This is a genomic window from Nocardia puris, from assembly GCF_003315035.1.
GTDB classification, from domain to species: domain Bacteria; phylum Actinomycetota; class Actinomycetes; order Mycobacteriales; family Mycobacteriaceae; genus Nocardia; species Nocardia puris.
The window spans coordinates 67,962-94,015 of record NZ_QNRE01000017.1 but is presented as its reverse complement, the minus strand read 5'-3'; the positions used below and the strand labels follow the sequence as shown (position 1 = coordinate 94,015).

Annotated in this window: 19 protein-coding genes; 11 read left to right on the top strand and 8 right to left on the bottom strand. The window is 70.7% G+C overall.

Annotated elements, in window-relative coordinates; genetic code table 11:
• Positions 1-5 precede the first annotated feature (5 nt).
• Complete coding sequence (locus tag DFR74_RS30425) at positions 6-836, bottom strand: hypothetical protein (RefSeq protein WP_067507829.1); 831 nt, start codon at positions 834-836, stop codon at positions 6-8.
• A 455-nt stretch (positions 837-1,291) separates the two neighbouring features.
• Here DFR74_RS30425 and DFR74_RS37430 point away from each other — a divergent pair, with 455 nt between their 5' ends.
• The 5 genes from DFR74_RS37430 (at position 1,292) to DFR74_RS30400 (ending at position 13,003) form a co-directional block, all read left to right on the top strand.
• Entirely contained in the window at positions 1,292-4,396 is a 3,105-nt protein-coding gene (locus tag DFR74_RS37430) for a DNA polymerase III subunit gamma and tau (RefSeq protein ID WP_084537499.1), read from the top strand.
• Positions 4,397-4,698: 302 nt separating this feature from the next.
• Positions 4,699-5,913 carry an acetyl-CoA C-acetyltransferase gene (locus DFR74_RS30415; protein WP_067507827.1) on the top strand — a complete coding sequence of 405 codons (1,215 nt, stop codon included), beginning with the start codon at positions 4,699-4,701 and terminating at the stop codon, positions 5,911-5,913.
• 45 nt (positions 5,914-5,958) lie between these two features.
• Complete coding sequence (locus tag DFR74_RS30410; RefSeq protein WP_067507825.1) at positions 5,959-8,109, top strand: 3-hydroxyacyl-CoA dehydrogenase NAD-binding domain-containing protein; 2,151 nt, start codon at positions 5,959-5,961, stop codon at positions 8,107-8,109.
• A gap of 132 nt (positions 8,110-8,241) precedes the next feature.
• Positions 8,242-9,333: an esterase-like activity of phytase family protein gene (locus DFR74_RS30405; RefSeq protein ID WP_113975363.1), complete on the top strand. Its 1,092-nt coding sequence runs from the start codon at positions 8,242-8,244 to the stop codon at positions 9,331-9,333.
• Between the two features lie 157 nt (positions 9,334-9,490).
• On the top strand, positions 9,491-13,003 hold the full coding sequence (locus DFR74_RS30400) for a serine/threonine-protein kinase (protein ID WP_232331714.1): 3,513 nt from the start codon (positions 9,491-9,493) through the stop codon (positions 13,001-13,003).
• Positions 13,004-13,152: 149 nt separating this feature from the next.
• On the opposite strand, the gene DFR74_RS30395 is transcribed toward DFR74_RS30400, so the two are convergent.
• Both DFR74_RS30395 and DFR74_RS30390 read right to left on the bottom strand, forming a co-directional pair.
• Entirely contained in the window at positions 13,153-14,472 is a 1,320-nt protein-coding gene (locus DFR74_RS30395; protein ID WP_067507823.1) for a class I SAM-dependent methyltransferase, read from the bottom strand.
• Complete coding sequence (locus tag DFR74_RS30390; RefSeq protein ID WP_067507821.1) at positions 14,469-15,911, bottom strand: FAD-binding oxidoreductase; 1,443 nt, start codon at positions 15,909-15,911, stop codon at positions 14,469-14,471. Before DFR74_RS30390 ends, DFR74_RS30395 begins: the two co-directional genes overlap by 4 nt.
• 424 nt (positions 15,912-16,335) lie before the next feature.
• Between DFR74_RS30390 and DFR74_RS30385 the strand changes: the two genes are divergently transcribed.
• On the top strand, positions 16,336-16,770 hold the full coding sequence (locus DFR74_RS30385) for an SRPBCC family protein (protein WP_067507819.1): 435 nt from the start codon (positions 16,336-16,338) through the stop codon (positions 16,768-16,770).
• 141 nt (positions 16,771-16,911) lie between these two features.
• Here the strand turns inward: DFR74_RS30385 and DFR74_RS30380 are convergent, their stop codons facing one another.
• The 3 genes from DFR74_RS30380 to DFR74_RS30370 are packed head-to-tail and all read right to left on the bottom strand — an operon-like array spanning position 16,912 to position 18,740.
• Positions 16,912-17,262 (bottom strand): VOC family protein, encoded by a 351-nt coding sequence (locus DFR74_RS30380; RefSeq protein ID WP_067507817.1) that lies wholly within the window; start codon positions 17,260-17,262, stop codon positions 16,912-16,914.
• A gap of 47 nt (positions 17,263-17,309) precedes the next feature.
• Positions 17,310-18,125 carry a MerR family transcriptional regulator gene (locus tag DFR74_RS30375; protein ID WP_067507815.1) on the bottom strand — a complete coding sequence of 272 codons (816 nt, stop codon included), beginning with the start codon at positions 18,123-18,125 and terminating at the stop codon, positions 17,310-17,312.
• 39 nt (positions 18,126-18,164) lie between these two features.
• On the bottom strand, positions 18,165-18,740 hold the full coding sequence (locus DFR74_RS30370; protein ID WP_067508082.1) for a hypothetical protein: 576 nt from the start codon (positions 18,738-18,740) through the stop codon (positions 18,165-18,167).
• A gap of 206 nt (positions 18,741-18,946) precedes the next feature.
• On the opposite strand from DFR74_RS30370, the gene DFR74_RS30365 reads away from it, so the two are divergent.
• Genes DFR74_RS30365 through DFR74_RS30355 form a run of 3 tightly spaced genes read left to right on the top strand, consistent with a single transcriptional unit; the run spans position 18,947 to position 20,588 of the window.
• Positions 18,947-19,291 (top strand): YbaB/EbfC family nucleoid-associated protein, encoded by a 345-nt coding sequence (locus DFR74_RS30365; protein ID WP_067507813.1) that lies wholly within the window; start codon positions 18,947-18,949, stop codon positions 19,289-19,291.
• A 15-nt stretch (positions 19,292-19,306) separates the two neighbouring features.
• Positions 19,307-19,915 (top strand): recombination mediator RecR, encoded by a 609-nt coding sequence (gene recR / locus DFR74_RS30360; protein ID WP_067507811.1) that lies wholly within the window; start codon positions 19,307-19,309, stop codon positions 19,913-19,915.
• Positions 19,916-19,967: 52 nt separating this feature from the next.
• Entirely contained in the window at positions 19,968-20,588 is a 621-nt protein-coding gene (locus tag DFR74_RS30355; protein WP_067507809.1) for a LysE family translocator, read from the top strand.
• Positions 20,589-20,670: 82 nt separating this feature from the next.
• Here the strand turns inward: DFR74_RS30355 and DFR74_RS30350 are convergent, their stop codons facing one another.
• Complete coding sequence (locus DFR74_RS30350) at positions 20,671-21,306, bottom strand: hypothetical protein (protein ID WP_067507807.1); 636 nt, start codon at positions 21,304-21,306, stop codon at positions 20,671-20,673.
• A gap of 89 nt (positions 21,307-21,395) precedes the next feature.
• Between DFR74_RS30350 and DFR74_RS30340 the strand changes: the two genes are divergently transcribed.
• Positions 21,396-22,031, top strand: coding sequence for a Uma2 family endonuclease (locus tag DFR74_RS30340; RefSeq protein ID WP_067507805.1), 636 nt, complete (start codon positions 21,396-21,398; stop codon positions 22,029-22,031).
• A 3-nt stretch (positions 22,032-22,034) separates the two neighbouring features.
• Here the strand turns inward: DFR74_RS30340 and DFR74_RS30335 are convergent, their stop codons facing one another.
• Entirely contained in the window at positions 22,035-22,235 is a 201-nt protein-coding gene (locus tag DFR74_RS30335) for a hypothetical protein (RefSeq protein WP_067507803.1), read from the bottom strand.
• Between the two features lie 148 nt (positions 22,236-22,383).
• Here DFR74_RS30335 and DFR74_RS30330 point away from each other — a divergent pair, with 148 nt between their 5' ends.
• Positions 22,384-26,049: a transglutaminase family protein gene (locus tag DFR74_RS30330; RefSeq protein WP_067507802.1), complete on the top strand. Its 3,666-nt coding sequence runs from the start codon at positions 22,384-22,386 to the stop codon at positions 26,047-26,049.
• Positions 26,050-26,054: the final 5 nt, after the last annotated feature.

Here is a 26,054-nt window from a genome sequence, read left to right as displayed (position 1 = left end):
CCGGATCACGCACCGGCCGTGCGGCGGCGCGACAGCGCGCGCAGGCCGCGGCGGCCCGGCACCGGCAGATCGTCCTCGATCGCGATCCACTCGGCCGTGGTGAGCCACAGGCGCTGTGCGTGGGCGTCGGCCGTGTCGTGGAAGATCCGGTGGCCGCGGTCGTCGCGCGCTTCGTCCGCGAGCGCCGTCCAGTGCGGCGGGTGGCCGTGCGCGTCCCGATGGTCGGCCAGATAGCCCGCCACCAGGGTGCCGATCGTGTGCATCGGGCGCAGCGAGACCCGCTTGCCGAACGGGGCCGCGTGGAATCGCCGTGCCGCGCACAGCGAGTGCGGACTGGCGTTGAAGGCGATCCAGCCGGCGCGCTGGGCGCGTTCCACCAGCCACAGGTGCTTGACCGCGTTGGGCGCGACCGGGCCGATTCGTGCGGCGATGAGCGCGGTGACCGGCTCCGAGGTGAGGATGTCGCGGCGGGTGGGGCCCGTGCCGTGCTCGGCACAGTGCTCGTGCGCCAGCCGCGCCAGCACCTTGCCGAACTCGTCGATGCTGCGCTGGGCGCGTCTGCCCAGGCGCTCGATGCGCGCGGCCTCGCGGCGCATCTCGTTCTGCGCGGTGAGGGTGCGGATCGCCGCCATGGTGGGCACCTGGCCGCGTTCGAGCAGTTCCAGGATGGCCGAGGCGGTCATCGGATCGGCGGCCGCCGCCACGGGTAGCGAATCGCGTTTGAGTGCGTACTCCTGCGGATTGATCGCCCGGCTGAGCAAGCCGACCGCGGCGGTGTTGCCCGCGAAGTCGGTCTGGGAGAGCCAGGCGGCGGCGATTTCGTCACACGACGGCACGGTGGCGCGGACCTCCGGGAGGCGCGGTGGGATGCGGCGATGTGGTGCGAAGGTTGTGCCCCGGCCGGGATGAGGGACCGGTCGGGGTCACCAACCTGATGAAGGTTTGGCTACCGAAGTTGCCATTGCCCACGGTAGCCACGGCGATCCGGCCGTGTCGATTCCGGTGATTGATTCGTTATGTCGGCAAATCGGCGGTGAATCGGGGTGTGAGTTCGGTCGACTCCCGGCGGAGGGGACTGGTCGGCGGAAATAGTTCGGTCGGTCGCGGGACGGCGTGCGGGATCGCGGGTGGGTTCGCCCGCGCGCGAGCGGTTCGGCACGGGCGAAGAAGTCGCCGGGAATCTTGTTAGATATGTCACATTCTCGCGGGCGTCCGGCGCCTTCGCTCGCCCGGGTCCGCGTGGCGGCCGGTCGCCGCCCGGCCTGTCGGTGGGCGCCGGTAACCTCTGGCCGTGGCTCTGTACCGGAAGTACCGACCGGCAACGTTCGCTGAGGTGGTGGGTCAGGAGCACGTCACCGACCCGCTGAGTACCGCGCTGGACACCGGGCGGATCAGTCATGCCTACCTGTTCTCCGGTCCGCGCGGCTGCGGTAAGACCTCCTCGGCGCGCATCCTCGCGCGCTCGCTGAACTGCGTGCAAGGCCCCACCTCGCGGCCCTGCGGCGTCTGCCCGTCGTGTGTGGCGCTCGGGCCGGGCGGTTCGGGCAATCTCGACGTCATCGAACTCGACGCCGCGAGCCACGGCGGCGTCGACGACACCCGCGAACTGCGCGACCGCGCGTTCTACGCGCCCGCCGAATCCCGCTATCGCGTGTTCATCGTGGACGAGGCGCACATGGTCACCACGGCGGGCTTCAACGCACTGCTCAAGATCGTGGAGGAGCCGCCCGCCCACCTGATCTTCATCTTCGCCACCACCGAGCCCGACAAGGTGCTGCCGACCATCCGCTCGCGCACCCACCACTACCCGTTCCGGCTGCTGCCGCCCGCCACCATGCGCGGGCTGCTCGGCCGGATCTGCGAACAGGAGCACGTGCCGGTCGAGGAGGCGGTGTATCCGCTGGTCATCCGCGCGGGCGGCGGTTCGCCGCGCGACAGCCTGAGCGTGCTCGACCAGCTGCTGGCCGGCGCCGGGCCCGAGGGCGTCACCTACAACCGCGCCGTCGCGCTGCTCGGCGTCACCGACGTGGCGCTCATCGACGACGCGGTCGCCGCGCTCGCCACCGACGACGGCGCGGCGCTGTTCGGCACCGTCGACCGGGTGATGGAGGCCGGGCACGACCCGCGCCGCTTCGCGGTGGACCTGCTGGAGCGGTTCCGCGATCTGATCCTGCTGCGCGCGGTGCCCGACGCCGCCGATCGCGGGCTGGTCTCCGGCCCCGGCGACGTGCTGGACCGCATGCGTGAGCAGGCCGAGCGCATCGGCTCCGCCACCCTCACCCGCTACGCCGAACTCCTGCACGAGGGTCTGGGCGAGATGCGCGGCGCCACCGCCCCGCGCCTGCTGCTCGAAGTCATCTGCGCCCGCATGCTGCTGCCCTCGGTGTCCGACGCGGAATCCGCCACGCTGCAACGCCTGGAGCGCCTGGAGCGCGGATTCGCCGGCGGGGTGCCCGCCCCGTCGGCAGCGGCCCCGGCCGCCGCGCCGCGCACGGAATCTCCGCGCCCGTCCGGCGGTGACCCGTCCCGCCGCCGCGGAGCGGAAGCGCTCGCCGCGCTGCGCGAGGAGAAGTCCGGACGCCCCGGAAAGGGTGATGCCGCAAGCGGTTCCGGCCCGGACCGCCCGGATTCGCTCGACAATGCCGCAGGTCGGCGTCCCTCGGGTGGTGGACAGGGGCGCGGTGACGACGCGGTCGGCTCGCTGCGGGCGGAGCACTCCGCCTCGGATACGCCCCATGAGTCGGAAGTCGCCGCCGGACATGAGCGAGCCGGGGGTGCGACGCGACCCGATGCGCAGAACCTGAGCGCCGGTGATTCGCCGGCGCCGCCCGGTGGCGTGCACTCGGCGTCGCCGGGCGTCGCCGGAGCCGAGCAGCCCGCGGGTCAGGATCGCCCGGCCTCCCCCGAGTCGCGCGTGGGTGAACCGAGCCCGGTGCCCGAGCGGCCGAGTGCCGATGTGCCGACCGAGAGTATTTCGGCGCGGCCCGACTCGGCGGCGTCGAGTGCGGCGCGCGGGGCGGAAAGGGGCCCTGCGGAGACTCCGTCGGCGGGTGTGCGGGCGGCCGGGGCGGGCTCCGGCGCCGGGGCGTCCGGTCCTGTGGAGGGCGCTGTGAGTTCGCCGGCGGGCGGGCAGGAAACCGCCCATCCGGGTGACGCCGCGCATCAGGAGAACGCTCGACCCGCCGCGCGGCAGGCCGAGTCCGCCACGCAGCAGCCCGAGGCCTCCGCTCTGCACGCTGAATCCGGCGGACATCACGCTGGGCCCACCGCACACGGTGCCGAGACCGCCGCTCGACGCGCTGAATCCGGCGCGCAACATGCTGCGCCTGCCGCCGGACAAGCTGATTCCGCTGGTCGAGTTGAGCCCACCCCTCAGCGGCCGGAGCCCACCACCCGGCAGGCCGAGGCCGCCGCGCAGCACGCTGACCCTGCGGTCCGGCGGGGTGAATCTGCGGATCGGGCCGAGCCCACCGCGCAGGTGTCCGAATCTGCCGTGCCCGCAAAGGCTTTCGAGTCGGCCCCCATGCGGGCCGCTGAGCCGGTCGGCGCGCCCGAACCCACTCCGGCAATGCCCGCAGCAGCTCCCGCACCCTCGGAACCCGAAGCAACGCATGCAGATTCGTCCGGTGCGCCGGACGGTGAAGAGCTCAGGCGCGCGGTCGAAAGCGCTTGGGGAGACATCCGGGCCAAGGTGCGGGAGTTCGGGGCGGCGGTGCACGCGCTGCTGTCGGGGGCGTCGGTGGCCGGGGTCGAGGACGGCGTCATCGTGTTCGCGCACCAGCACGCGCCGCTGGCGCAGCGGTTGTCGGATCCGCGCAATACCGAGGCGGTGCGATCGGCGGTGCGCGCGGCCCTCGGCCGCGATCACGAGATCCGGTGGGTGGTGGCCGGTGCCGCGGCGCAGGCCCCGCGCGGCCGGGGCGGTCAGGGTGGCCGAAGCGGCCAAGGTGGTCAAGGGGCCGCGACGGATCGTCCTGCCCAGGGCAACCGGGCCGCGGGCACTCGCGCCCCCGCGGCGCCGTCGCGCCCGCCCGCTCCGGAAGGTAACCGGGAGTCGAACACCCCGCCGCGCTATTCGCGCCCGAGCCAGGCGAAGGCGGGCGGCACCGGCGGCGGCAGGCCCGCCCCGCCACCCCGCTCGGGAGGCGACGACGACATCCCCCCGCCCGACTACCCCGACCTACCCGACGACCCCGGTCCGGGCAGCTATCCGCCGCCCGATCCCGTCGAGTACGCGCCCGCTCCCGCGGTACCCGGCCCGCTGACGGCCGAGGAGGAGCAGGAGATGCTCGCCGAGGCCGCCAAGCCGGTGGCCCCGGAGGACCGGCGCGACCCCGACGAGGTCGCCCTGGAGTTGCTGCGCTCCGAGCTGGGCGCGACCCGGCTCGATGGTTGACAACCACCGCCTCGACACCGTTAAGTTAACCGGAGTTCGCACACGACGGTAGTATGAACGGGTGGCCGTGAACTCCGGTGTGACGAGGTTCTATGGTTAGCCCAGGCGTACGGGCGACCCTGGGACGTGCGTCCGCCGGTGTTCGCCATGATTTGTACAGCGTTATGCGGTGCGGACCACGGGCACGGGCGAGCACCGTCAACTGAATACGGACGGTCGGTCCCATGGCCGGTCGGCGAGGTTGTCCGCGGCCGTGCCGCACATCGCGGTGCAGGCGCACCCCAAGGAAGGAACACTCCGATATGACCACAGAGGCCTACATTTACGAGGCCATCCGCACTCCGCGCGGCCGCGGCAAGAAGAACGGTTCGCTGCACTCGGTCAAGCCGATCGACCTGACTGTTGGTCTGATCCAGGAGCTGCGCAACCGCTTCCCGAACCTCGACGAGGACCGCCTGTCGGACCTGATCCTCGGCGTCGTGAGCCCGGTCGGCGACCAGGGCATGGACATCGCCCGCACCGCCGTGACCGTCGCGGGCCTGCCCGACACCGTCGGCGGCTTCCAGCTCAACCGCTTCTGCGCCTCCGGCCTCGAGGCCGTGAACCTGGCCGCGCAGAAGGTGCGCTCGGGCTTCGACGATCTGGTGATCGCCGGTGGCGTGGAGTCCATGTCGCGTGTCGCCATGGGTAGCGACGGTGGCGCCTGGGCCCTGGACCCGGCCACCAACTACGACACCTACTTCGTTCCGCAGGGTGTGTCCGCCGACCTCATCGCCACCATCGAGGGCTTCAGCCGCGACGACGTGGACGCCTACGCCGTGCGCTCGCAGGACCTCGCCGCCAAGGCCACCACCGGCGGCTACTTCGCCAAGTCGATCGTGCCGGTCAAGGATCAGAACGGCCTGGTCGTGCTGGACCGCGACGAGCACATGCGCCCCGGCACCACGGCCGAGGACCTGGCCAAGCTCAACCCCTCCTTCGCCGTGATCGGCGAGATGGGCGGCTTCGACGCGGTGGCGCTGCAGAAGTTCCACTTCGTGGAGAAGATCAACCACGTCCACCACGGCGGCAACAGCTCGGGCATCGTCGACGGCGCCGCCCTGGTGCTGATCGGTTCGGAGGAGGCCGGCAAGGCCTCGGGCCTGACCCCGCGCGCCCGCGTGGTCGCGACCGCCACCAGCGGCGCCGACTCCACCATCATGCTGACCGGTCCCACCCCGGCCGCCAAGAAGGCCCTCGCCAAGGCGGGCCTGACGCTGGACGACATCGACCTGGTCGAGATCAACGAGGCGTTCGCCTCCGTGGTGCTGAAGTTCCAGAAGGACCTGAACATCCCGGACGAGAAGCTGAACGTCAACGGCGGCGCCATCGCGATGGGCCACCCGCTGGGCGCCACCGGCGCGATGATCACCGGCACCATGGTGGACGAGCTCGAGCGCCGGGGCGGCCGCTACGCGCTGATCACCCTGTGCATCGGCGGCGGCATGGGCGTCGCGACCATCATCGAGCGGGTCTGACCCAACCGAACAGCTGAGACGTAAAGACACAGGAGACACAGAGCTGTGAGCGAAACCAACATGATCGGTTGGGAGCAGGATTCGGACGGCATCGTCGTGCTGACGATGGACGACCCGAACCAGGGCGCCAACACGATGAACGAGCTGTACAAGAAGTCGATGACCGCCACGGTCGAGCGGCTCGAGGCCGAGAAGGACAACATCACCGGCGTGGTGCTGACCTCGGCCAAGAAGACCTTCTTCGCCGGCGGCGACCTGAAGAACATGATGAAGGTCGGCCCGGACGACGCGCAGGCCCTGATGGACGAGCTGGGCGAGATCAAGGGCGCGCTGCGCCGCCTCGAGCAGCTCGGCAAGCCCGTCGTGGCCGCCATCAACGGCGCCGCGCTGGGCGGCGGCCTGGAGATCGCGCTGGCCACCCACTACCGCATCGCGGCCGATGTGAAGGGCTCGCAGATCGGCCTGCCCGAGGTCACCCTCGGCCTGCTGCCCGCGGGCGGCGGCGTGATCCGCACCGTGCGCATGCTCGGCCTGCAGAACGCCCTGATGCAGGTGCTGCTGCAGGGCCAGCGCAACCGTCCGGCCAAGGCCAAGGAGATCGGCCTGGTCGACGAGCTGGTCGGCACCGTCGAGGAGCTGATCCCGGCCGCCAAGGCGTGGATCAAGGCCAACCCCGAGGGCGGCGTGCAGCCGTGGGACAAGAAGGGCTTCAAGATCCCGGGCGGCACCCCGTCGAGCCCGGCGTTCGCCGCCAACCTGCCCGCGTTCCCCGCGAACCTGCGCAAGCAGATCAAGGGCGCGAACATGCCCGCCCCGCGCGCCATCATGGCCGCGGCGGTCGAGGGGTCGCAGGTCGACATCGACAACGCCTCGCTCATCGAGTCGCGCTACTTCGTGCACCTGCTGACCGGCCCGGTCGCCAAGAACATGATCCAGGCGTTCTTCTTCGATCTCCAGTCGATCAATAACGGCGGTTCGCGTCCGAAGGACGTGCCGCAGAAGGAGATCAAGAAGATCGGCGTGCTCGGCGCCGGCATGATGGGCGCGGGCATCGCCTACGTCTCGGCCAAGGCCGGCTACGACGTGGTGCTCAAGGACGTCACGATCGAGGCGGCCGAGCGCGGCAAGAACTACTCGGAGAAGATCGAGGCCAAGGCGCTCTCGCGCGGCCGCACCACCGAGGAGAAGTCCAAGGCGCTGCTGGACCGCATCACGCCGACCGCCGACGCGGCCGACTTCGCGGGCGTGGACTTCGTGATCGAGGCCGTCTTCGAGAACACCGAGCTCAAGCACAAGGTGTTCCAGGAGATCGAGGACATCGTCACCCCCGACGCGCTGCTGGGTTCCAACACCTCCACGCTGCCGATCACCGGTCTGGCGACCGGCGTGAAGCGCCAGGAGGACTTCATCGGCATCCACTTCTTCTCGCCGGTCGACAAGATGCCGCTGGTGGAGATCATCAAGGGTGAGAAGACCTCGCCCGAGGCGCTGGCGCGGGTGTTCGACTACACCCTGGCCATCAAGAAGACCCCGATCGTCGTCAACGACAGCCGCGGCTTCTTCACCTCGCGCGTGATCGGCACCTTCGTCAACGAGGCGATCGCCATGCTCACCGAGGGCATCGAGCCCGCGACCATCGAGCAGGCCGGTCTGCAGGCGGGCTACCCGGCCGCGCCGCTGCAGCTCTCGGATGAGCTGAACCTCGAGCTCATGCAGAAGATCGCCAAGGAGACCCAGGCGGCCGCCGAGGCGGGCGACACCACCATGGGCAAGCAGCGCCACCCGGCGCAGGACGTGGTCGACTACCTGGTCGAGCAGGGTCGTCCGGGCCGCCTGAAGAAGGCCGGCTTCTACGAGTACGACGAGGACGGCAAGCGCCTGGGCCTGTGGCCCGGTCTGCGCGAGCACTTCAAGACCACGGCCGACTTCACCGTGCCGATCCAGGATCTGATCGACCGCATGCTCTTCATCGAGGCGATCGAGACCCAGAAGTGCTTCGACGAGGGTGTGCTCGAGACCACCGCCGACGCCAATATCGGGTCGATCTTCGGCATCGGGTACCCGGCCTGGACCGGTGGTGTGCACCAGTTCATCGTCGGTTACCCCGGCGGCCAGGAGGGCTTCGTGGCCCGCGCCGACGAGCTGAAGGCCAAGTACGGCGACCGCTTCGAGGTGCCCGCCTCGCTGCGCAAGTAGTACGCGCGTCAACGGCGAAGCCCGCCACCGCTTTTCGCGGTGGCGGGCTTCCGCCTTTCGCGGGTCCCGGTGAGCGGACTCTTCCGGTTCCGTTCACCCTGTGGTCCGGCGCGGCCGATACGGTGGGGGACCGTGACGGTTCGCAGACGTATCGGTTCGATTCTCGCCCTGACGGTCGCGATAGGCGCGCTGACCACGTCACCGGCCCATGCCCAGCCGGGCGTCCGCCTGCTCGGCCACCAGACGATCGCGCACGGTTTCGAGTTCGAGGGCACCGTCGTCGGCGGGCTGTCGGGCATCGACTACCGGCCCGCCACCGGCGATTACGTGCTGATCAGCGACGACAGGTCCGAGCGCGGCCCGGCGCGCTTCTACACCGCCCGCGCCGCCGTCGGCGCGCACGGGCTCGGCGCGGTCGAGTTCACCGGCACCCGCCCGCTGCTCTCCGCGAACGGCGCGCCGTACGCGCCGAAATCGGTGGACCCGGAGGAGATCCGGGTCGACCCGTGGTCGGGCGACTTCTTCTGGACGCAGGAGGGCGAGCGCGCCGACGGTGTGCTCGACGACCCCGCCGTGCGCGTTTCCCGCCCCGACGGCGCCTTCGCGGGTGAGCTGCCGATCCCGGACAACGAGCGGATGCGCCCCGACTCCGGTCCGCGCCGCAACGCCGCGCTGGAGGCCGCGACGTTCGCCGCCGGCGGCTCGCTGTTCGTCACCGCGCTGGAGGGACCGCTGCTCGAGGACGGACCGGACGCGACGGTCGCGCACGGCGCGCTCACCCGGATCACGGTGCAGGGCAGGTTCGGTCCGCCGCTGGCCCAGTTCGCCTACCCGCTGGAGCCGGTGTTCACCGAGTCGAGTCCGGAGCCAGGTCAGGGCACCAACGGCGTGGCGTCGATCCTGGCCGCCGACCCGCTGGACCCGGCCCGGCTGCTGGTGCTGGAACGCTCCTTCGTGGTGGGCGCGGGCAACAAGATCCGGATCTACGAGGCGGATCTGGCGGGCGCGACGAACGTGCTCGACGCCCCGCTGGCGGGTGCGCGCCCGGTGGCCAAGCGCCTGCTCGCCGACCTCGGCGAGGTGGGCCTCGCGCACGTCGACAACGTCGAGGGCATGACCTGGGGTCCGCGCCTGCCGTCGGGGGAGCGCACGTTGATCCTGGTCAGCGACGACAATTTCGCACCGGCCCAGGTGACCCAGGTGATCGCGCTCGCCGTGCGCTGAGGCGCGCCGCGACAATTTCGCCCAACCCGCACGCGGTCGCGCTACGTTGGAGTATGCGCAGGCAATTCGGACATCGCGTGGGTTCGCGCGGGGACGGTTGCCCGCACCCGCCACGATCGCCGGTGACGCCGATTCGATGTGAATTCGAGGTGGTCACGTGAATCCAGAGCCGGGTTCGGGCCGGTCGAGTCGCGAAGGGACGTCGGCCGATTCGGACACCCAGCGCAGCGAACCCCTCGGGGTCGCCGACGATCTGGAGTCGATGGGCCTCACCGGTGCCGTGGAGATCGGGCGGGGTGGGTTCGGCGTGGTCTATCGCTGTCTGCAACCCGCGCTGGACCGGGTGGTCGCGGTGAAGGTGCTGTCCTCGGAGATCGGCATCGAGAGCCGGGAACGGTTCCTGCGCGAGGAACAGGCCATGGGCCGGCTCTCCGGGCACCCGAACATCGTGGACATCCTCCAGGTCGACGTGACCGCCACCGGCCTCCCGTTCATCGTGATGCCGTACTGCACACGGGGTTCGCTGGAAACGCTCGTCCGCGATCACGGCCCGCTCACCTGGGCCGACTCGCTGCGCGCCGGGGTGAAACTGGCGGGCGCGATCGAGAGCGCGCACCGCGCCGGGATCCTGCACCGCGACGTGAAACCCGCGAACGTGCTGCTCAGCGCGTACGGCGAACCGCAGCTCACCGATTTCGGCATCGCCCGCATCCCGGGCGGCTTCCGCACCTCGGGCAGCCTGATCACCGGCTCGCCCGCGTTCACCGCGCCCGAACTGCTGCGCGGCGACGAGCCGACCGTGCGCTCGGACGTGTACGGGCTGGGCGCCACGCTGTTCGCCCTGCTCACCGGTCACGCGGCGTTCGAGCGGCAGGCCGGCGAGAAGGTGGTGGCGCAGTTCCTGCGCATCACCACCCAGCCGGTGCCCGATCTGCGCGAGCAGGACATCCCCGCCGATGTCGCCGAGGTGATCGAGCAGGCCATGGCGACGGACCCGCAGCGGCGGCCCGCGTCGGCGTTCGAACTGGGGTCGCTGCTGCGCGCGGTGCAGGAGGCGCACGGCCAGGTGCCCGACGAGATGGCCTTGCTGGACCCGGCGCTGGTCGAACCCGCGGGCGAGTCGGCCGCCCACACCACCGGGTCGCTGGTGACCGCCCGGCGCAGTATGCCGTTGACGTTGCGCCCCACCGTTTCTCCGTCCGGCAATTCGGTGACCTTGCCGCCGACCGCCGCGACGAAATTCCGCCCGCCCACCCCGGCCCGCGAGCCGGTGCCGCGCCCCCGCCTGCTCGACACGCTGCGCGCGGGCGGGCGGCGCAGGCTCGCCGTGATCCACGCGCCCGCCGGGTTCGGCAAGAGCACCGTGGCCGCGCAGTGGCGGGCCGAGCTGGACGCGGGCGGGGTGCCGGTGGCGTGGATCGGCGTCGACCACGACGACGACAACGAGGTCTGGTTTCTCGCCCACCTCGTCCAGGCCATCCGCCGGGTGCGCCCCGATATCGGCGCGGGCCTGGAACAGGCGCTGGAGGAGCGCCCCGCCGACGCGGCCGCCTACGTCGTGTCCACCCTGATCGATGAGATCCACGGCAGCGGGCAGACCATCGTCGTGATCGTCGACGACTGGCACCGCGTCACCGATCCCGGCGCGCATCGCGCCATGGCCGCGCTGCTCGACAACGGTTGTCACCACTTGCGTTTCGTGGTCATCAGCCGCGAACAGTCGGGTCTGCCCGTGAGCCGGATGCGGGTGCACGACGAACTGGTCGAGATCGGTTCGGCCGCGCTGCGGCTCACCCGGGCCGAGACGCGCCAGATCCTGGTGGAGCGCAACGGTTTCGACCTCACCGACGAGCAGGTGCGCCGGATCCACGAGGTGACCGACGGCTGGCCGGCCGCCATCCAGCTCATCAGCCTGTCGCTGCGCGGCGACGCCGATCCCGAGGCGCTCATCACCACGCTCTCCGACGGCAGTCACGGCCTGCGCGAATACCTCGCCGAAAACGTGCTCGACACACTGGAACCGCGGATGCTGGACTTCCTGTCCGCCATCTCGGTGACCGAACGGGTGTCGGGGTCGCTGGCCGCGGCGCTGTCCGACGACAGCGAGGCCGAACTGCTGCTCGAGCAGGCCGAGCAGCGTGAGCTGTTCCTGCGCCGCATCGACCACGACCCGGAGTGGTTCCGGATGCAGCCGCTGTTCGCCGAACATCTGCGCGCCCGGCTGGAGCGCACCCAGCCGGGGAAGCTGAAGTCGCTGCACCGCAAGGCTTCTCGCTGGTACGCCGAGCACCAGATGCTGCGCAAGTCGGTGGATCACGCGCTGGAGGCCGCGGATCTGAAGATGGCGCTGGACCTGCTCGAGGTGGGCGGGATGGACCTGATCGACGGGTCGCGGCTGGCCACGCTGCTCGGCACCGTGTCGAAACTGCCTGTGCAGCAGGTGGCTTCGCGATCGAAGCTGCTGATGGCGGTGGCGCGGGCCAACGTCAATCTGCAGCAGTCCGGTGCGGCGCGCACCGCGCTCGGGCGGTTGTCGGGCATGCTGGCGCGCGGGTCGTCCGGTGACGAGGACGTGGAGCGACAGCGGTGCGAGGCCGAGGTCCTGGCGGCCGCCGATCTGGTGGCGCGCGACCACACCGAAGGCGTGCAGGACCGGGTCGCGGGCTGTCTGGAGCGCGCCGATCAGCTGCCCGCCTGGACGGTGTCGACGGCGGCGAACCTCGTCACGTTCGTGCGGCTGTGCGAGTTCGATTTCGACGGCGCGCGCGAAATGCAGGACTGGGCAGCGGAGTACCACGCCGAATCCAAGGATCCGCTCGGCGCGGTGTTCGGGTTGTGCGGGCAGGGCGCGGCCGCCTACGAGCAACTCGATATCGACACCGCCGCGCGCTGCTACCAGCGGGCGTGGGAGATCGCGCGGGTGCGGGCGGGGCCTCGGTCACACGCCGTGCGGGTGGCCTCGGCGCTGCTCGGCGACTTGAACTATCGGCGCGGTGATCTGGACGCCGCCGATCGGTTGCTCGACGAGAGTCACCGCCTCGTCACGCGGATCGGCCCGGTGGATTTCCTGATCTCGACGTTCGTCGTGGGCGCCAGGGTGAAGGCGGTGCTCGGCGATCTCGACACGGCCGCGTCGCGCCTGGACGAGGGCGCGCGCCTGGCCGCCGACCAGCGGTTGCCGCGCCTGGCCGCGCACATCCGCGGGGAGCGGTTGCGGCTGGGGTTCCCGGTCGAGCCCGCGCGCGACGCCGAGTCCGATCGGCTCGGGGGCCACCGCCTGCACCGCGCGACAGGTGCGGTGGCGTTGACTGCCGAGGCGGAGGAGATCGCGGCCATCCGCGGACTGCTCGCCGCCGACCCGTCCGCCGCCGACGATCTGGCCGTGCGTCATGCCCGCGCCCTCTACGGCCGCATGGTGGAGCAGCGCAGGCCGCGCGCCGAACTCGACACCGCCCTGCTGCTGGCCGAATGCCTGGCCGCGGCGGGCTGGGTGGGCGAGGCCACCGGCATGCTGCTGCCCGCCGCCGCCACCTGCGCCCGCCTCGGCTGGACCCGCCCCCTGCTGGACGCGGGCCCCGGCGTGCTGGCCATCCTGCGCGTCCTGCACGGCGACGGCCACACCGAGGAGAACACCCTCCCGGCCGTCTTCCTCGCCGAACTCCTCGACTGAGCGGGGTTCGCCGGTGGGACGTCATCACCACCGGTCGAATGGGCGACCGTCACTCCAACGATCCGCTTCGTGCCGACCGGACGGTTGGAGCTCGGGCCCCGGTATCGGCCCCTTCTCCGGCCGCCGATCCCCGGCCACGGACCTGGGGGCTACGGCTCCCACCAGGGGCGGAGGGGGACGGTCCAGGTGCCGTCGTCGGGGAGACGGACGCCGAGGACCTGGTGGAGCTGGACGACGTTGCGCTGGAAGCCGAGCCGGGAGCCGGCCATGTACAGGCCCCAGACCTTGGCGGTGCCCTCGCCGGCCTCCGCGACGCAGGCGTCCCAATTGGCGACCAGGTTCTTACACCATTCGTGCAGGGTCAGCGCGTAATGCTCGCGCAGGTTCTCCTCGTGCAGGACCTCGAGGCCCACGTTCTGGATGTCGGAGATGATGCGGCCGGAACCGATCAGCTCCCCGTCGGGGAACACATAGCGGTCGATGAAATCGCCCGCCTTGGTGGTGCGGGTGTTGTCGGGACGGGTGATGCAGTGGTTCAGGAACAGCCCGCCCGGCCGCAGCTTGCCCTTGATGTACTCGAAGTAGAACGGGTAGTTGTGCACGCCGATGTGCTCGGTCAGGCCGATCGATGACACCGCGTCGAACTCGCCCTCGGGCACATCGCGGTAATCGGAGTGGCGCACCTCGGCCAGTTCGCTCAGACCCTCCTCGGCGATCTTGCGCTGGGCCCATTCGGCCTGTTCGGCCGAGAGCGTCGCGCCGATCACCCGCACCCCGCGCTTGGCCGCGTAGCGCACCATGCCGCCCCAGCCGCAGCCGATGTCGAGCAGCCGGTCGCCCGCCTTCAGGCGCAGCTTGTCGAACACCAGCCGGTACTTGTTCTCCTGCGCGCGCTCCAGCGACCAGTCCGCCTCGCCGTAGGCCGCGCAGGTGTAGGTCATCGACGGGCCGAGCACGTGCTCGTAGAAGGTGTTCGAGACGTCGTAGTGGTGGTGGATGGCCTCGGCGTCGCGAGTCTTGGAGTGCCGCAACCCTTCCAGCGCGATCCGCCGCCAGCGCGGCAGCGTCTCCTGCGGCGGCGGGGCGATCGGCTTGAGCCGCTCCCAGCCCAGCGAGCGCGCGATCGCGACCAGCGCCAGCGCCGACGGGCGGCGGAACTTCATGTCCCGCATCGCCACCAGGATCGGGTAGGGGTCGCCGGGATGCACGCCGGTGGCGGTCATATCGCCGGAGATGTAGGCGCGGGCCATGCCCAGATCGCCGGGCGCGGTGGCCAGGTAGTTGATGCCGCGCGGCGTGCGGATGTCCAGCGAGTAGGGCGAATCCTCGGGACCGGTCGCGCTGCCGTCGTAGGCCGTGAGGCGGATCGGGACCTCACCGTCGATGAGGGTCTCGAAGATCTCGGCAATGCTGAGCTTCATCCCCGGGTCCGGTAGCTTTCCGGTCCGCGCGTCCTTGAACGTCGTCATTTGCGTTGCACCGCCTTCGAATACAAATCCAGCAGCCGCTGGTTCGGGTCGTAGCGTTTCTTCAGATCGGTGTAGACCGAGCCGCCGTACAACTCGGCGAACTCGGCCTCGTCGTAATAGGCATCCGAGTAGAGCGATTTGTGGCCGTCGAACTCGGTCACGGTGCTTTCGATCGCGCGGTTGGCCGCACCCTCGGGCTGCCCGGGAACGGTGGGCACCGCCGACCAGAAGCCGACGTTGACGTAGGTGCGATCCGGCTGGATAGGGTACAGCGGCCAGGGGCGTTCGTCGGCCGCGCCGGGGGCCGCCGTGTCGCGCAACCGCAACGGGCACAGCCACACCGGCTCGATCGGGATCTCGCGCAGGAACCATTCCATGAAATCGGCGGTGCGCTCGACGGGCACCTCGATGTCCTGCACCACCCGCTCGCGCGGCGGATTGCCCTTCCTGGCCTCCAGCTTGTCGCCGATGTTGTATTTGTGGTCCAGCGCGACGAGCTTCCAGTAGAAACTGCTGCGCCGGTAGCGCTTCGGCCAGAACCGGCGGATCTTCGGGTTCTGCGTGCCGAACGCCCGCGAGCACCAGAACCAGTCGGTGTCCCAGCGCCACAGGTAGTCGTGGATGGTGAGCCGGTCGCGCTTGGGCTGCGCCGAATCGTGCTGCAGCGAGCGGTAATAGATGTCCATGCCGGTGTAGTCGCTCACCGGGCCCGGCTCGTCGGTCTGCCTGCCCAGCGTCAGGTAGCTCTCGCCGGCGCTGAACACCACGCCGTCGAGGTAGTCGACGCGTTCGCCGCCGTGGGACTTCTCGTCCACGATGCGCGCGATGGCGGCCTCGAGTTCGCGCAGGTCGTGGAAGCGCAGGTGCCGCAGTGCGACGTAGGGCGGCACCGGCTCCAGCTCGATCTTCAGCCGCACGGCGTAGCCGAGGGTGCCGTAGGAGTTGGGGAAACCGTGGAACAGGTCGGCGTGCTCACCGTCCGGCGTGGCGGTGACGATCTCGCCCGCGCCGGTCAGCACGTCCATCTCCAGCACGGATTCGTGCGGCAGGCCGTTGCGGAACGAGGTCGATTCGATGCCGAGCCCGGTGACCGCACCGCCCAGGGTGATGGTCTTGAGCTGCGGCACCACCAGCGGCGCCAGCCCGTAGGGCAGCGTCGCGGCGACCAGATCCTCGTAGGTGGTCATGCCCGCCACCTCGGCCGTGCCGGCCTCCGGATCGACGGCGATGACCTTGGTCAGACCGGAAACGTCCAGGCCGGGGGCGGTGTTCTTCGCCCTCGCCCGGAACAGGTTCGAGGTCTTCTTGGCCAGGCGCACGTTGGCGTGCTCGGGTATGGCGCGGTAACTCGCCAGGAGGCGATCCACACCCGCTCGGTGCGCGGCGAACCCTGATTCGTGTGCGGCCGGAGTGTGACCGGCCTTCCCCAACAGACTCACTGCCACCCCTCGACGCTAGTACGCCCCGTCACGCCCGGCCAGCGAGAAATGATCTCCCAGCGAGAAATGTCACGGGAATGTTGCATCGGGAACACCGGACGTTGTGGATGGCAGTAGGCGCTGCGGACGCCCGGCCCGGTGTCGCCGCTCGGATGCCTGAGTCGGATGGTGACCCGGAACCGGCTGTGGCCCGGCGCGGCGCGGCGACGGATGTTCAGCACGGCTGGCCGGGCGGCGGGTTGCCGGGCTGTCGCACGTACTGCGGCCGGTAGGGCCGGCCCGTACGCGAAATTCCGCAGGCTGTCCCCTCTGGAACGATCGAACGCGGAAGCCCGGCAAGGCCGAGGGCGCACCACCGTCCGCGCGGGCGACAGGGCAGGATAGGGGGCGGTCGAGACACGCACCCGGGACAGAGGAGCTCATTGTGGGACAGGTCAGCGCCAGCAGTTCGATCACCGTCGCGGCGGATCCGCAGCGCACCCTCGAGGCCATCGCCGACTACGAGACGGTGCGCCCGCGCATCCTCTCCGCGCACTACCGCGACTACAAGGTGATCGAGGGCGGCAAGGGCGCGGGCACCGTGGCCCAGTGGACCCTGCAGGCCACCGAATCGCGCTCGCGCGACATCAAGGCGGCCGTCACGGTGTCGGATTCGATCGTCACCGAGCGCGACGCCAACTCCACGCTGGTGAACACCTGGACCGTCACCCCCGACGGTGCGGGCGCGCAGGTCACGCTGCGCACCACCTGGCAGGGCGCGGGCGGCGTCAAGGGCATCTTCGAGGGCATCTTCGCCCCGCTCGGCCTGAAGAAGATCCAGGCCGAGGTCCTCGGCAACCTCCAGCGCGAACTGGCTTGAGCCGCACCGTGACCCGGGGTTCACCCCGGGTCACGGGAAGTGTGCGCCGCCGCCCGAGCGCGCCTGGGCGAGTCCCGCTGAGCCGGACATGTTTTCGCCCCGAATACTCCCGGACCCGCACTACCGCCGGAACCGCGCCGATCAGCTCGCGCCGATGTCGAACAGATTGCCCTCCGGATCGGCGAGGGTGGTCCAGCGCCCGCCGTACTCCTCGAAATCGCCGATGTGCCGGGCGCCCAACGCGATCGCGCGGTCGATGTGCTCGCGCCAGTCGGCGGCGGACAGGTCGAGGTGCACGACGTTCTTGCCCGGCGTCTTGTCCGGCACCTGGATGAACATCAGGATCGGCGACATCCCGGCCGCCCGCCCGACCGTCGCGAAGTAGGGATTGGGGTCGGGATCCACCTCGAGTTCCAGCAGTCGCGCCCAGAAGTCGGCGAGCGCGGCCGCGTTCCGGCAGTCGACGGTGATATTGGCGATGGCCAAGGACATGGTGGTGCCTTTCTCGATTGCGGGACAGGGGCTTTCGCCGACGGGCGTCAGAGCCTGCCGACGGGCCAGCAGACCTCGGTGCGGTAGTCGGCGGTGTCGCCGGTTTCGCGGGGCGAGGTCAGGTAGATCTCGCGCACGGGTTCCGGCAGTGCGACATCGTGCTCGGCGACGTAGCTGCCGAGCGCGCCGTAGGTGCGGTCGAAATCCTCGAAATCGCCGTGATGTTCGGCGACGGCGAAGCGCAGGCCAGGCAGTTCGGTCACCGCGCAGCCGTCGGGCGCGTGTGGTTCGGCGTCCCCGGGGATCGGGACGAACACCACGACTTCGCCCTCGTCGTACTCGAAGAACTCCATCGAATACGTCGCGCCCCCGGGCCCGGCCGGCGCAACGCCCGCGGCGCCCAGCGCTGTGTAAAGGGTGCTGAACGCTATCCCGCACCACGGCCCGATCTCCGGGCGCGCCACGGACTTCGCCATCGCGAGGGCGCGGAACGCGGGCACCGAGCGGTACGACACCTCCAGCGCGGGGCCCGGCGTCAGCAGCGAGCGCAACGACGCCACCACATCGGCGGTGCGGCGCAGCTGGTCCTCCATCCGCGTCAGGTGCGCGCGCAGCGCGGCGTCGCGGGCGGCGGTGTCGGGTGCGGCCAGCACCGCCGCGATCTCCGGGATCGGCATGTCGAGGGCGCGCAGGCGGCGGATCAGGTGCCCCCGGCCGACCTGCTCGGTCGAGTAGCGGCGGTAGCCGGTGACCGGGTCCACCGACACCGGTTCGAGCAGGCCGACCTCGTGGTAGTGGCGCAGCGTCTTCACACCCAGGTAGGTGAGCCTGGCGAACTCGCCGATGGACACGGTCGCTGTCATGGGTTCAGCGAACACCCTCCGGCAACGGGAGAGTCAAGCTCACGCCAGCGCGAACGTCAGCAGCAGCACGTTCTGGAGCCCTCCGCGCCACCACGAATAGCCCAGCCACACGCCCGGGGTGACCTCGCGGATCTCGTCCCACAGCGGCGGCGTGGGCGACGGCGCGTAGTTCAGCGCCCACGCCGGGCGTCCGTCGAGCAACGCGGGCGCGCGGTACACGTCTGCCCGCCACGCCTCGAGGCCCGCGCCCGTCACGCGGTTCATGAGGAAGCCGCCGTCGGGCCCGGTGTAGAAGGTCTTGCCGATCCACACGCCGGAGGCCGCGCCTTGCAGATACCTCGGCCGCACCACCCAGCCGTCGCGCACGCCCGTCGGCACCGCACCCTGCGGAGCGTTGTGGAAGATCATGTCCTCCTGCTCCGGTGAACAGCGGAAACGCAGCGAATCCAGCGTCACCGCCTTGTTGTTCGGGTCGAGCACGCACCCGCCGCCGTAGTCGGCGACCGGGACGGCCGCGGGGGCGGCGGACGCGGGGCCCGCCCCGCCGAGGAAGAGGCTCGGGACGATCGCCGCGCTCATCGCCGCGCCGAGCAGTCGAAATCGTTTCGCGCTCATGGCTGTCTCCAGGTTCACATCGTCGTGCTCCCGACCTCCCTCCGAGCATAGATCCGGCAACCGCGCCGGGACGGCCGATTGCGCGCACTCCCGCGCCGACCTGTCCGCCTGGGCCGTCGCACGCGGACTAGGCTGGGACGCGGCAATCCCGCGGTGGTGCGACCGGCTCGCCCGCGACCGCGCAGCGAACGAGGAGAGGACGAACCGTGCAGCCCGGTGGTGGTCAGTTCGACATGCAGCAGTTGCTCGCCCAGGCCCAGCAGATGCAGCAGGCGATGGTGCAGGCGCAGGCCGAGATCGCGGCGACGGAGGTGCAAGGGCAGGCCGGTGGCGGGCTGGTCTCGGTGACCATCAAGGCGACCGGTGAGGTGGTCGCGCTGACCATCGACCCGAAGGTGGTCGACCCCGACGATATCGAGGGCTTGCAGGACCTGGTGATCGGCGCGGTCAACGACGCGATGGCCAACGCCCAGCAGCTGGCCGCCGACAAGCTCGGCCCGCTCTCCGGCGGCCTCGGCGGCGGTGCGCTGCCCGGTCTGCCCGGCTTCTGATCGAGGGCGGGTCGGTTGTACGAGGGTCCGGTCCAGGATCTGATCGACGAATTGGGCAAACTCCCCGGCGTCGGTCCCAAGAGCGCGCAGCGCATCGCCTTCCACCTGTTGCAGGTGGAGCCGCCGGAGATCGATCGGTTGCAGGCCGCCTTGCAGAAGGTGCGCGACGGCGTGCAGTTCTGCACGGTCTGCGGCACCGTGTCCGACGGTGAACTGTGCCGCATCTGCGCCGACCCGCGCCGCGATCTCACCATGATCTGTGTGGTCGAGGAGCCCAAGGACGTGCAGGCCATCGAGCGCACGCGCGAGTTCCGCGGCCGCTACCACGTGCTCGGCGGCGCGCTCGACCCGCTCAGCGGCGTCGGCCCCGACCAGCTGCGCATCCGGGAGTTGCTGGCGCGCATCGGCACCCAGACCGACGGCGTCGATGTGACCGAGGTGATCATCGCGACCGACCCGAACACCGAGGGCGAGGCCACCGCCACCTACCTGGTGCGGATGCTGCGCGATTTCCCCGGTCTCACCGTCACCCGGCTGGCGTCGGGCCTGCCGATGGGCGGCGATCTGGAGTTCGCCGACGAACTCACCCTCGGGCGTGCCCTTTCCGGGCGGCGCACGCTGTAGTCCGCGAAACCGGGTCTAGCCGCGTCCCCGCCGACGGGTTAGCGTGCGGGGGATGAGCATCGAATTCCTGTTGACGACGCTCGTCGTCGTGGCCACCCCGGGGACGGGGGTGCTGTTCACCCTGGCGGCCGGGTTGTCGCGCGGCGTGCGCGCGAGCGCGGTGGCGGCGTTCGGGTGCACGCTGGGCATCGTGCCGCATGTGGCGGCCGCCGTCACCGGGCTGGCGGCGCTGATGAACACCAGCGCCGTCGCCTTCCACACGGTGAAGTACCTCGGCGTCGCCTACTTGCTGTACATGGCGTGGACGACGTTGCGCGACAAGGGCGCGCTGGCGCTGTCCGAGGCGGAAGCGGGCGCGCCCGCGCCATCGTCGCGGCAGGTGATCGTGTCGGCGGTGCTGCTGAACGTGCTCAACCCGAAGCTGACCCTGTTCTTCTTCGCGTTCCTGCCGCAGTTCGTGCCCGCGGGCGCGCCCGACGCGCTGCCCCGCATGCTGCTGTCGAGCGCGGTGTTCATGCTGGTCACGTTCGTGGTGTTCGCCGCCTACGGCGCGTGCGCGGCGGCGGTGCGCGCGCACGTCCTCGCGCGGCCCGCGGTGGTGACGTGGATGCGGCGGGTGTTCGGGGCGTCGTTCGTCGCGCTGGCCGGGCGGTTGGCGGTACAGGACCGGTAGGAGCCCGGGCCGCGGCTCGGAGTGACGGGACTGTCAGGTCGGTGCGCTGGGCTGGTGACCCTGGTTTCGGTGTGCGGCCGGGTCAGAGTTCGACGCGCTCCCATGGGACGCCCGCGAGCGCGCTGGTCTGCCCGGTGGCCCACGCCCAGATCAGCTTGATCACCACGGCCGGGTCGTTGACCACGGTGGCGTAGTGCTGGTCGGGGCCGCCCGCGCGGTACTCGACCGTGTACTCGGAGGGTTTGGCGCGGTAGGTCTGGATGTAGTCGTGGTCGCCGCGTTCGGCGATGAGGTAGGGGTTCGGCGGGGCGAGATCCGGAATCCATTGTCGCAGCACGTCTTCGGTGAGGTACGGGTAGTGCCCGGCACCACCGTGCGTGACCAGCGCCGGCACGTGGTTCGTGGGCGAGACCAGCCACATCAGCTGCGGGTCGTATATGGCGTAGCCGCGCGGCGTCGCGATCTCGAAAAGCAGGTGCCGGACGTAGCCGATGGCGTCATACGGGCTCGCGACGAACAGCGCGGTCCCGATACCCACTGGATCCCCACCCAGAAAAGTGTCCGCGGGTGGCAGCTCGGCGTCGCGCTTCTCGACCTCCGCCCGCATCTCGGCCACCACCGCCGCCTCGGCCAGCCCCTCCTGCGCCGCGAGATACCCCTCCGCCTCCTCGGCACCCGCGACGACCCCGGCAGGCAACAGCACGTGCTCGTAATTCACCCGGCCAGCGTACGGGGGCGTACCGACGCGACCTCTCCGCCCCGTTGGGCTGACCTACGATTGGGGCACCCACCAGCCCAAGGACGGTCATGATGTCGGAAGCGTTCGACTGGTCTTCGCTGAAGCCGTACCCCTACGCGGTCGAGCTCGACGACTACCTCACGATGCCCGAGGACATCGCGAGTGCCATCGAGGTCAAGGATGGGATGATCGTGCACTGCGAGTCGCCGTCGCCGAACCACAACGCCGTCGCCCGCAATCTGGAGCGAGCGCTGTTGGACGGCAGGGCCAAGCGCGGGGACAGTCAGCCGTGCCTGCGGATCAACCGCGATGTCGACATGCTCGTCTCCGAGGTGCCGTTGCACTACAAGCGGCCGGACGTCATCGTGTACCGCTGCATCGACGAGCCGCGCGGCAAGTGGAAACTGAAGCCGACGGTCGCGGACGCGGTGCTGGTCATCGAGATCGTCTCGCCGAGCACCGTGACCGCAGACCTGATCGACAAGCGGGCGGAGTACGCGCGATTCGGCATCCAGTACTACTGGATCGTCCGAATGGTGGACAACGACGGGCCGGTCGTGTCGATCGAGATGCTGACGCTGGATTCCGAGGGCAAGTACGCCTCCTACGGCCACCGGACCCGGGCGAATCCGCTCGCGATCGAAACGGTCGCCCCGTTCGGGATCCACGCCACCTGGGACGATCTCGACGAAGACGTCGGCTGATCGCTAGGCCGAACGGCGGGCCTCCTCGGCCGCGCAGGCGCAGCCGCCGGCGATGTCGGTGCAGTCGATGACGAACGCGTGGCGGGCGTGGTCGGGGTCGGGGCAGGTGTCGTCGGTGCACTCGGGGCGGCCGGTGGGGTGGACGACGAGGGTGCCGTGGCAGTGGTCGACGGCGGATTCGCAGAACGTGCAGATCGCGCGCATGGGACCTCCCGACGGATCGGCTGGTGATTCGATGCTGGCATCCTGGCACGGCCCGCGGTGGGACCCGGCACCGGTGTGTCGGCGGCGGGTCCGCCGAAACGCCGCGCTCGGGCCGTCACGCACCGGCGCCGTGTGGTGAACTTGCGGGATGGGCATCAAGGTGTCGCTCGAACACCGGACGACCTACACCTTCGACCGGCTGGTGGAGGTGCACCCGCACGTGGTGCGGCTACGCCCGGCGCCGCACTCGCGCACCCGCATCGACGCCTACTCGATGCGGGTGACGCCGCGCGAGCACTTCGTCAACTGGCAGCAGGACGCCTTCGGCAATTTCCTTGCGCGCCTGGTGTTTCCCGCGCCCGCCAGGGAACTGTCCATCACGGTGGGGCTGATCGCCGATCTGGAGGTGGTCAACCCGTTCGACTTCTTCGTCGAGGACTACGCCGAGCACTTCCCGTTCACCTACCCGCCCGCGCTGGCCGCCGATCTGGAGCCCTACCTGCGGCCCGTGGACGAATCGCCCGGCGCGGGCCCGGGCGCGCTGGTACGGGACTGGGTGCGCGCCCACGTCCCCGGCGACGCGCCGCGCACCATCGACTTCCTGGTCGCGTTGAATCACGCGGTGCGCGGGGATGTCGCGTACACGGTGCGGATGGAGCCGGGCGTGCAGTCACCCGACCACACGTTGCGTGCCGCGCTCGGCTCGTGCCGCGACTCCGCGTGGCTGCTGGTGTCGATCCTGCGCGAGTTCGGGTTGGCCGCGCGGTTCGTGTCGGGGTACCTGGTGCAACTCGCGCAGGATGTGCCCGCCCTGGACGGCCCCTCCGGTCCCGCCGCCGATTTCACCGACCTGCACGCCTGGACCGAGGTCTACGTGCCGGGCGCGGGCTGGGTGGGCCTCGACCCGACGTCGGGCCTGTTCGCGGGGGAGGGCCACATCCCGCTCTCGGCCACCCCGCACCCGAACTCCTCGGCCCCGATCACCGGCGCGACCGGTCGCACCAACGCCACCCTCGACTTCGCGAACACGGTGCGCCGCGTGCACGAGGACCCGCGGGTCACGTTGCCCTACACCGAATCCCAGTGGGAGCGCATCACCGCCTCGGGCGCGGCCATCGACGCGCGGATGGCCGCCGAGGACGTGGGCCTCACGATGGGCGGCGAACCCACGTTCGTCTCGCTCGACGACCAGACCTCCCCGGAGTGGAACACCGACGCCGACGGCCCGCACAAACGTGAACGCGCCGTCGACCTCGCCGAACGCCTGCGCCGCATCTACGCCCCGAACGGCATCGTCCAGTACCGGCAGGGCAAGTGGTATCCCGGAGAACCGTTGCCGCGCTGGGAGATAGCGCTCGCGTGGAGCGCCGACGGCACCCCGATCTGGACCCGGCCCGACCTGCTGGTCGGCCCGTGGACTCCGGTTGCCGTCGCTGATACGCCCTCGCCGACCGCATCACCGCTGGCCGCCTCAGGGACAGCGGTCGCGCCTGATGACAACGAACTCGCCAGCCCGTTCGGCGTGCCAGGGGCGGCGGCGGTGCCCGAAGAGCCCTTCGCCGGAGGACCGAAGGAAGCCGGGACAGAGGGCTCGGCCACCGGCGACTCGGACGGCCGCGGCGGCGACGCTCAGACCGTCGGGGCGGTTGCTGTCCCGTCCGGTGAACCGGACAGCATTGCTCCCGGCGACACGCACGCTATCGGGGCAGATACGCTGCCGCCACGCCCCGACATCCACCCGGTACCCCCGCACGCCGCACGCGCCCTGATCGCCCACATCGCCGCCGGACTCGCCCTCCCCGAATCCCAAGTGCGCCCCGCCTACGAGGACCCGCTCGCCCGCCTCGCGCGGAAAGTGCGCCTCCCCGAGGGCAATCCGGTCGCCGACGACGAAGACCTGACCGCCGACTCCCCCGAGGCGCGCGCGGAACTGCTGCGGCGACTGGACGATTCGATCACCGAACCCAGCGCCTACGTCCTGCCGCTCTACCGCACCGAGGACGGTCGCGCCTGGGCCAGCCCCAACTGGCGGTTGCGACGCGGGCAGCTCGAGAACCCGCCCCACGGCCGAATAGTGCTGACGGAAGGCGACTCTCCGGCCGGACTGCGCCTGCCACTGGACGCCGTGTCCTGGAGCGAACCGCGTCCGCGCCCCGAACGCGACCCGCTGTCCGACACCCCTGAGCGAGACCCACACCGGGAACCACCCGGCGAGGTCGCCGAGCCGGACGGCGAGCCGGTCACCGCGCTCGTGGCCGAGGTGCGCGACGGCCGGATACACGTATTCCTCCCGCCCGTCGAGGAATTGGAGGATTTCCTCGACCTGCTGCGCCGGGTCGAGGACGCGGCGGCGGCCGGCGGCCTGCCGATCGTGCTGGAGGGCTACGCCCCGCCCGCCGACCCCCGACTGCGCTCGCTGTCGGTGACGCCCGATCCCGGCGTCATCGAGGTCAACGTCCAGCCGACGGCGTCCTTCGCCGAACAGTCCGAGCTGCTCGCCACCCTCTACGAACAGGCCAGGCTGGCCCGCCTCGGCACCGAATCCTTCGACGTGGACGGCACGCACGGCGGCACCGGCGGCGGCAACCACATCACCCTGGGCGGCGTGACGCCCGCCCGGTCACCGCTGCTGCGCAGGCCCGACCTGCTGGTCTCCATGCTCACCTACTGGCAGCGCCACCCCGCGCTGTCCTACCTGTTCGCGGGCCGTTTCGTCGGACCCACCTCGCAGGCGCCGCGGGTGGACGAGGGCCGCGAGTCGGCGCTGTACGAGCTGGAGATCGCTTTCGCCGAAATCGCCCGGCTCACCGCGTCGTCCGCGCGCGGGCGCGACGCCGAATCCGGTCCGTGGCACGTCGACCGGGCGCTGCGCCACCTGCTCACCGACCTCACCGGCAACACCCACCGCGCCGAGTTCTGCATCGACAAGCTCTACAGCCCCGATTCGGCGCGCGGGCGGCTGGGCCTGGTGGAGTTGCGCGGTTTCGAGATGCCGCCGCACCACCGCATGGCCATGGTGCAGTCGCTGCTGGTGCGCGGGCTGGTGGCGAAGTTCTGGTCGAATCCGTTGCGCGCCGGGCTGATCCGGCACGGCGCCAACCTGCACGGCCGCTACCTGCTGCCGCACTTCCTGATGGCCGACATCGCCGAGGTCGCGGCGGATCTGCGCGCCGACGGCATCGATTTCGACACCGCGTGGCTCGACCCGTTCACCGAGTTCCGTTTCCCGCGCATCGGCACCGTGGTGCTCGGCGGCATCGAGATCGAACTGCGCGGCGCCATCGAGCCCTGGTACACACTCGGCGAACAGACCGAGGCCACCGGCACGGCCCGCTACGTCGACTCGTCGGTGGAGCGCGTGCAGGTGCGCGTGGTGGGCGCCGATCGCGGCCGCTACACCGTGACCTGCAACGGCTGGCCGGTCCCGCTGCTGGCCACCGAGAACGCCGATGTGCAGGTGGCGGGCGTGCGCTACCGCGCGTGGCAGCCGCCGAACTCGCTGCACCCCTCCCTCACCGTGGACGCGCCGCTGGTGTTCGACCTGATCGACACCGAGTCGGGGCTCTCGCGCGGCGGCTGCACCTATCACGTCTCGCACCCGGGCGGCATGGCCTACGACGATCCGCCGGTGAACGCCGTCGCGGCGCAATCGCGGCGCAATCGACGCTTCGAGGCCGCCGGTCATACCGTCGAACGCGTAGATCCCGGCGCGCTACGTGCGAAGATGGCCGCACAGTCGACCGACGCCGGCGTCCAGGGCATCCTGGATCTACGCCGGGCCCGCACGGTGTGGGGACCGGTCAGCGATCGGTGAGCCGG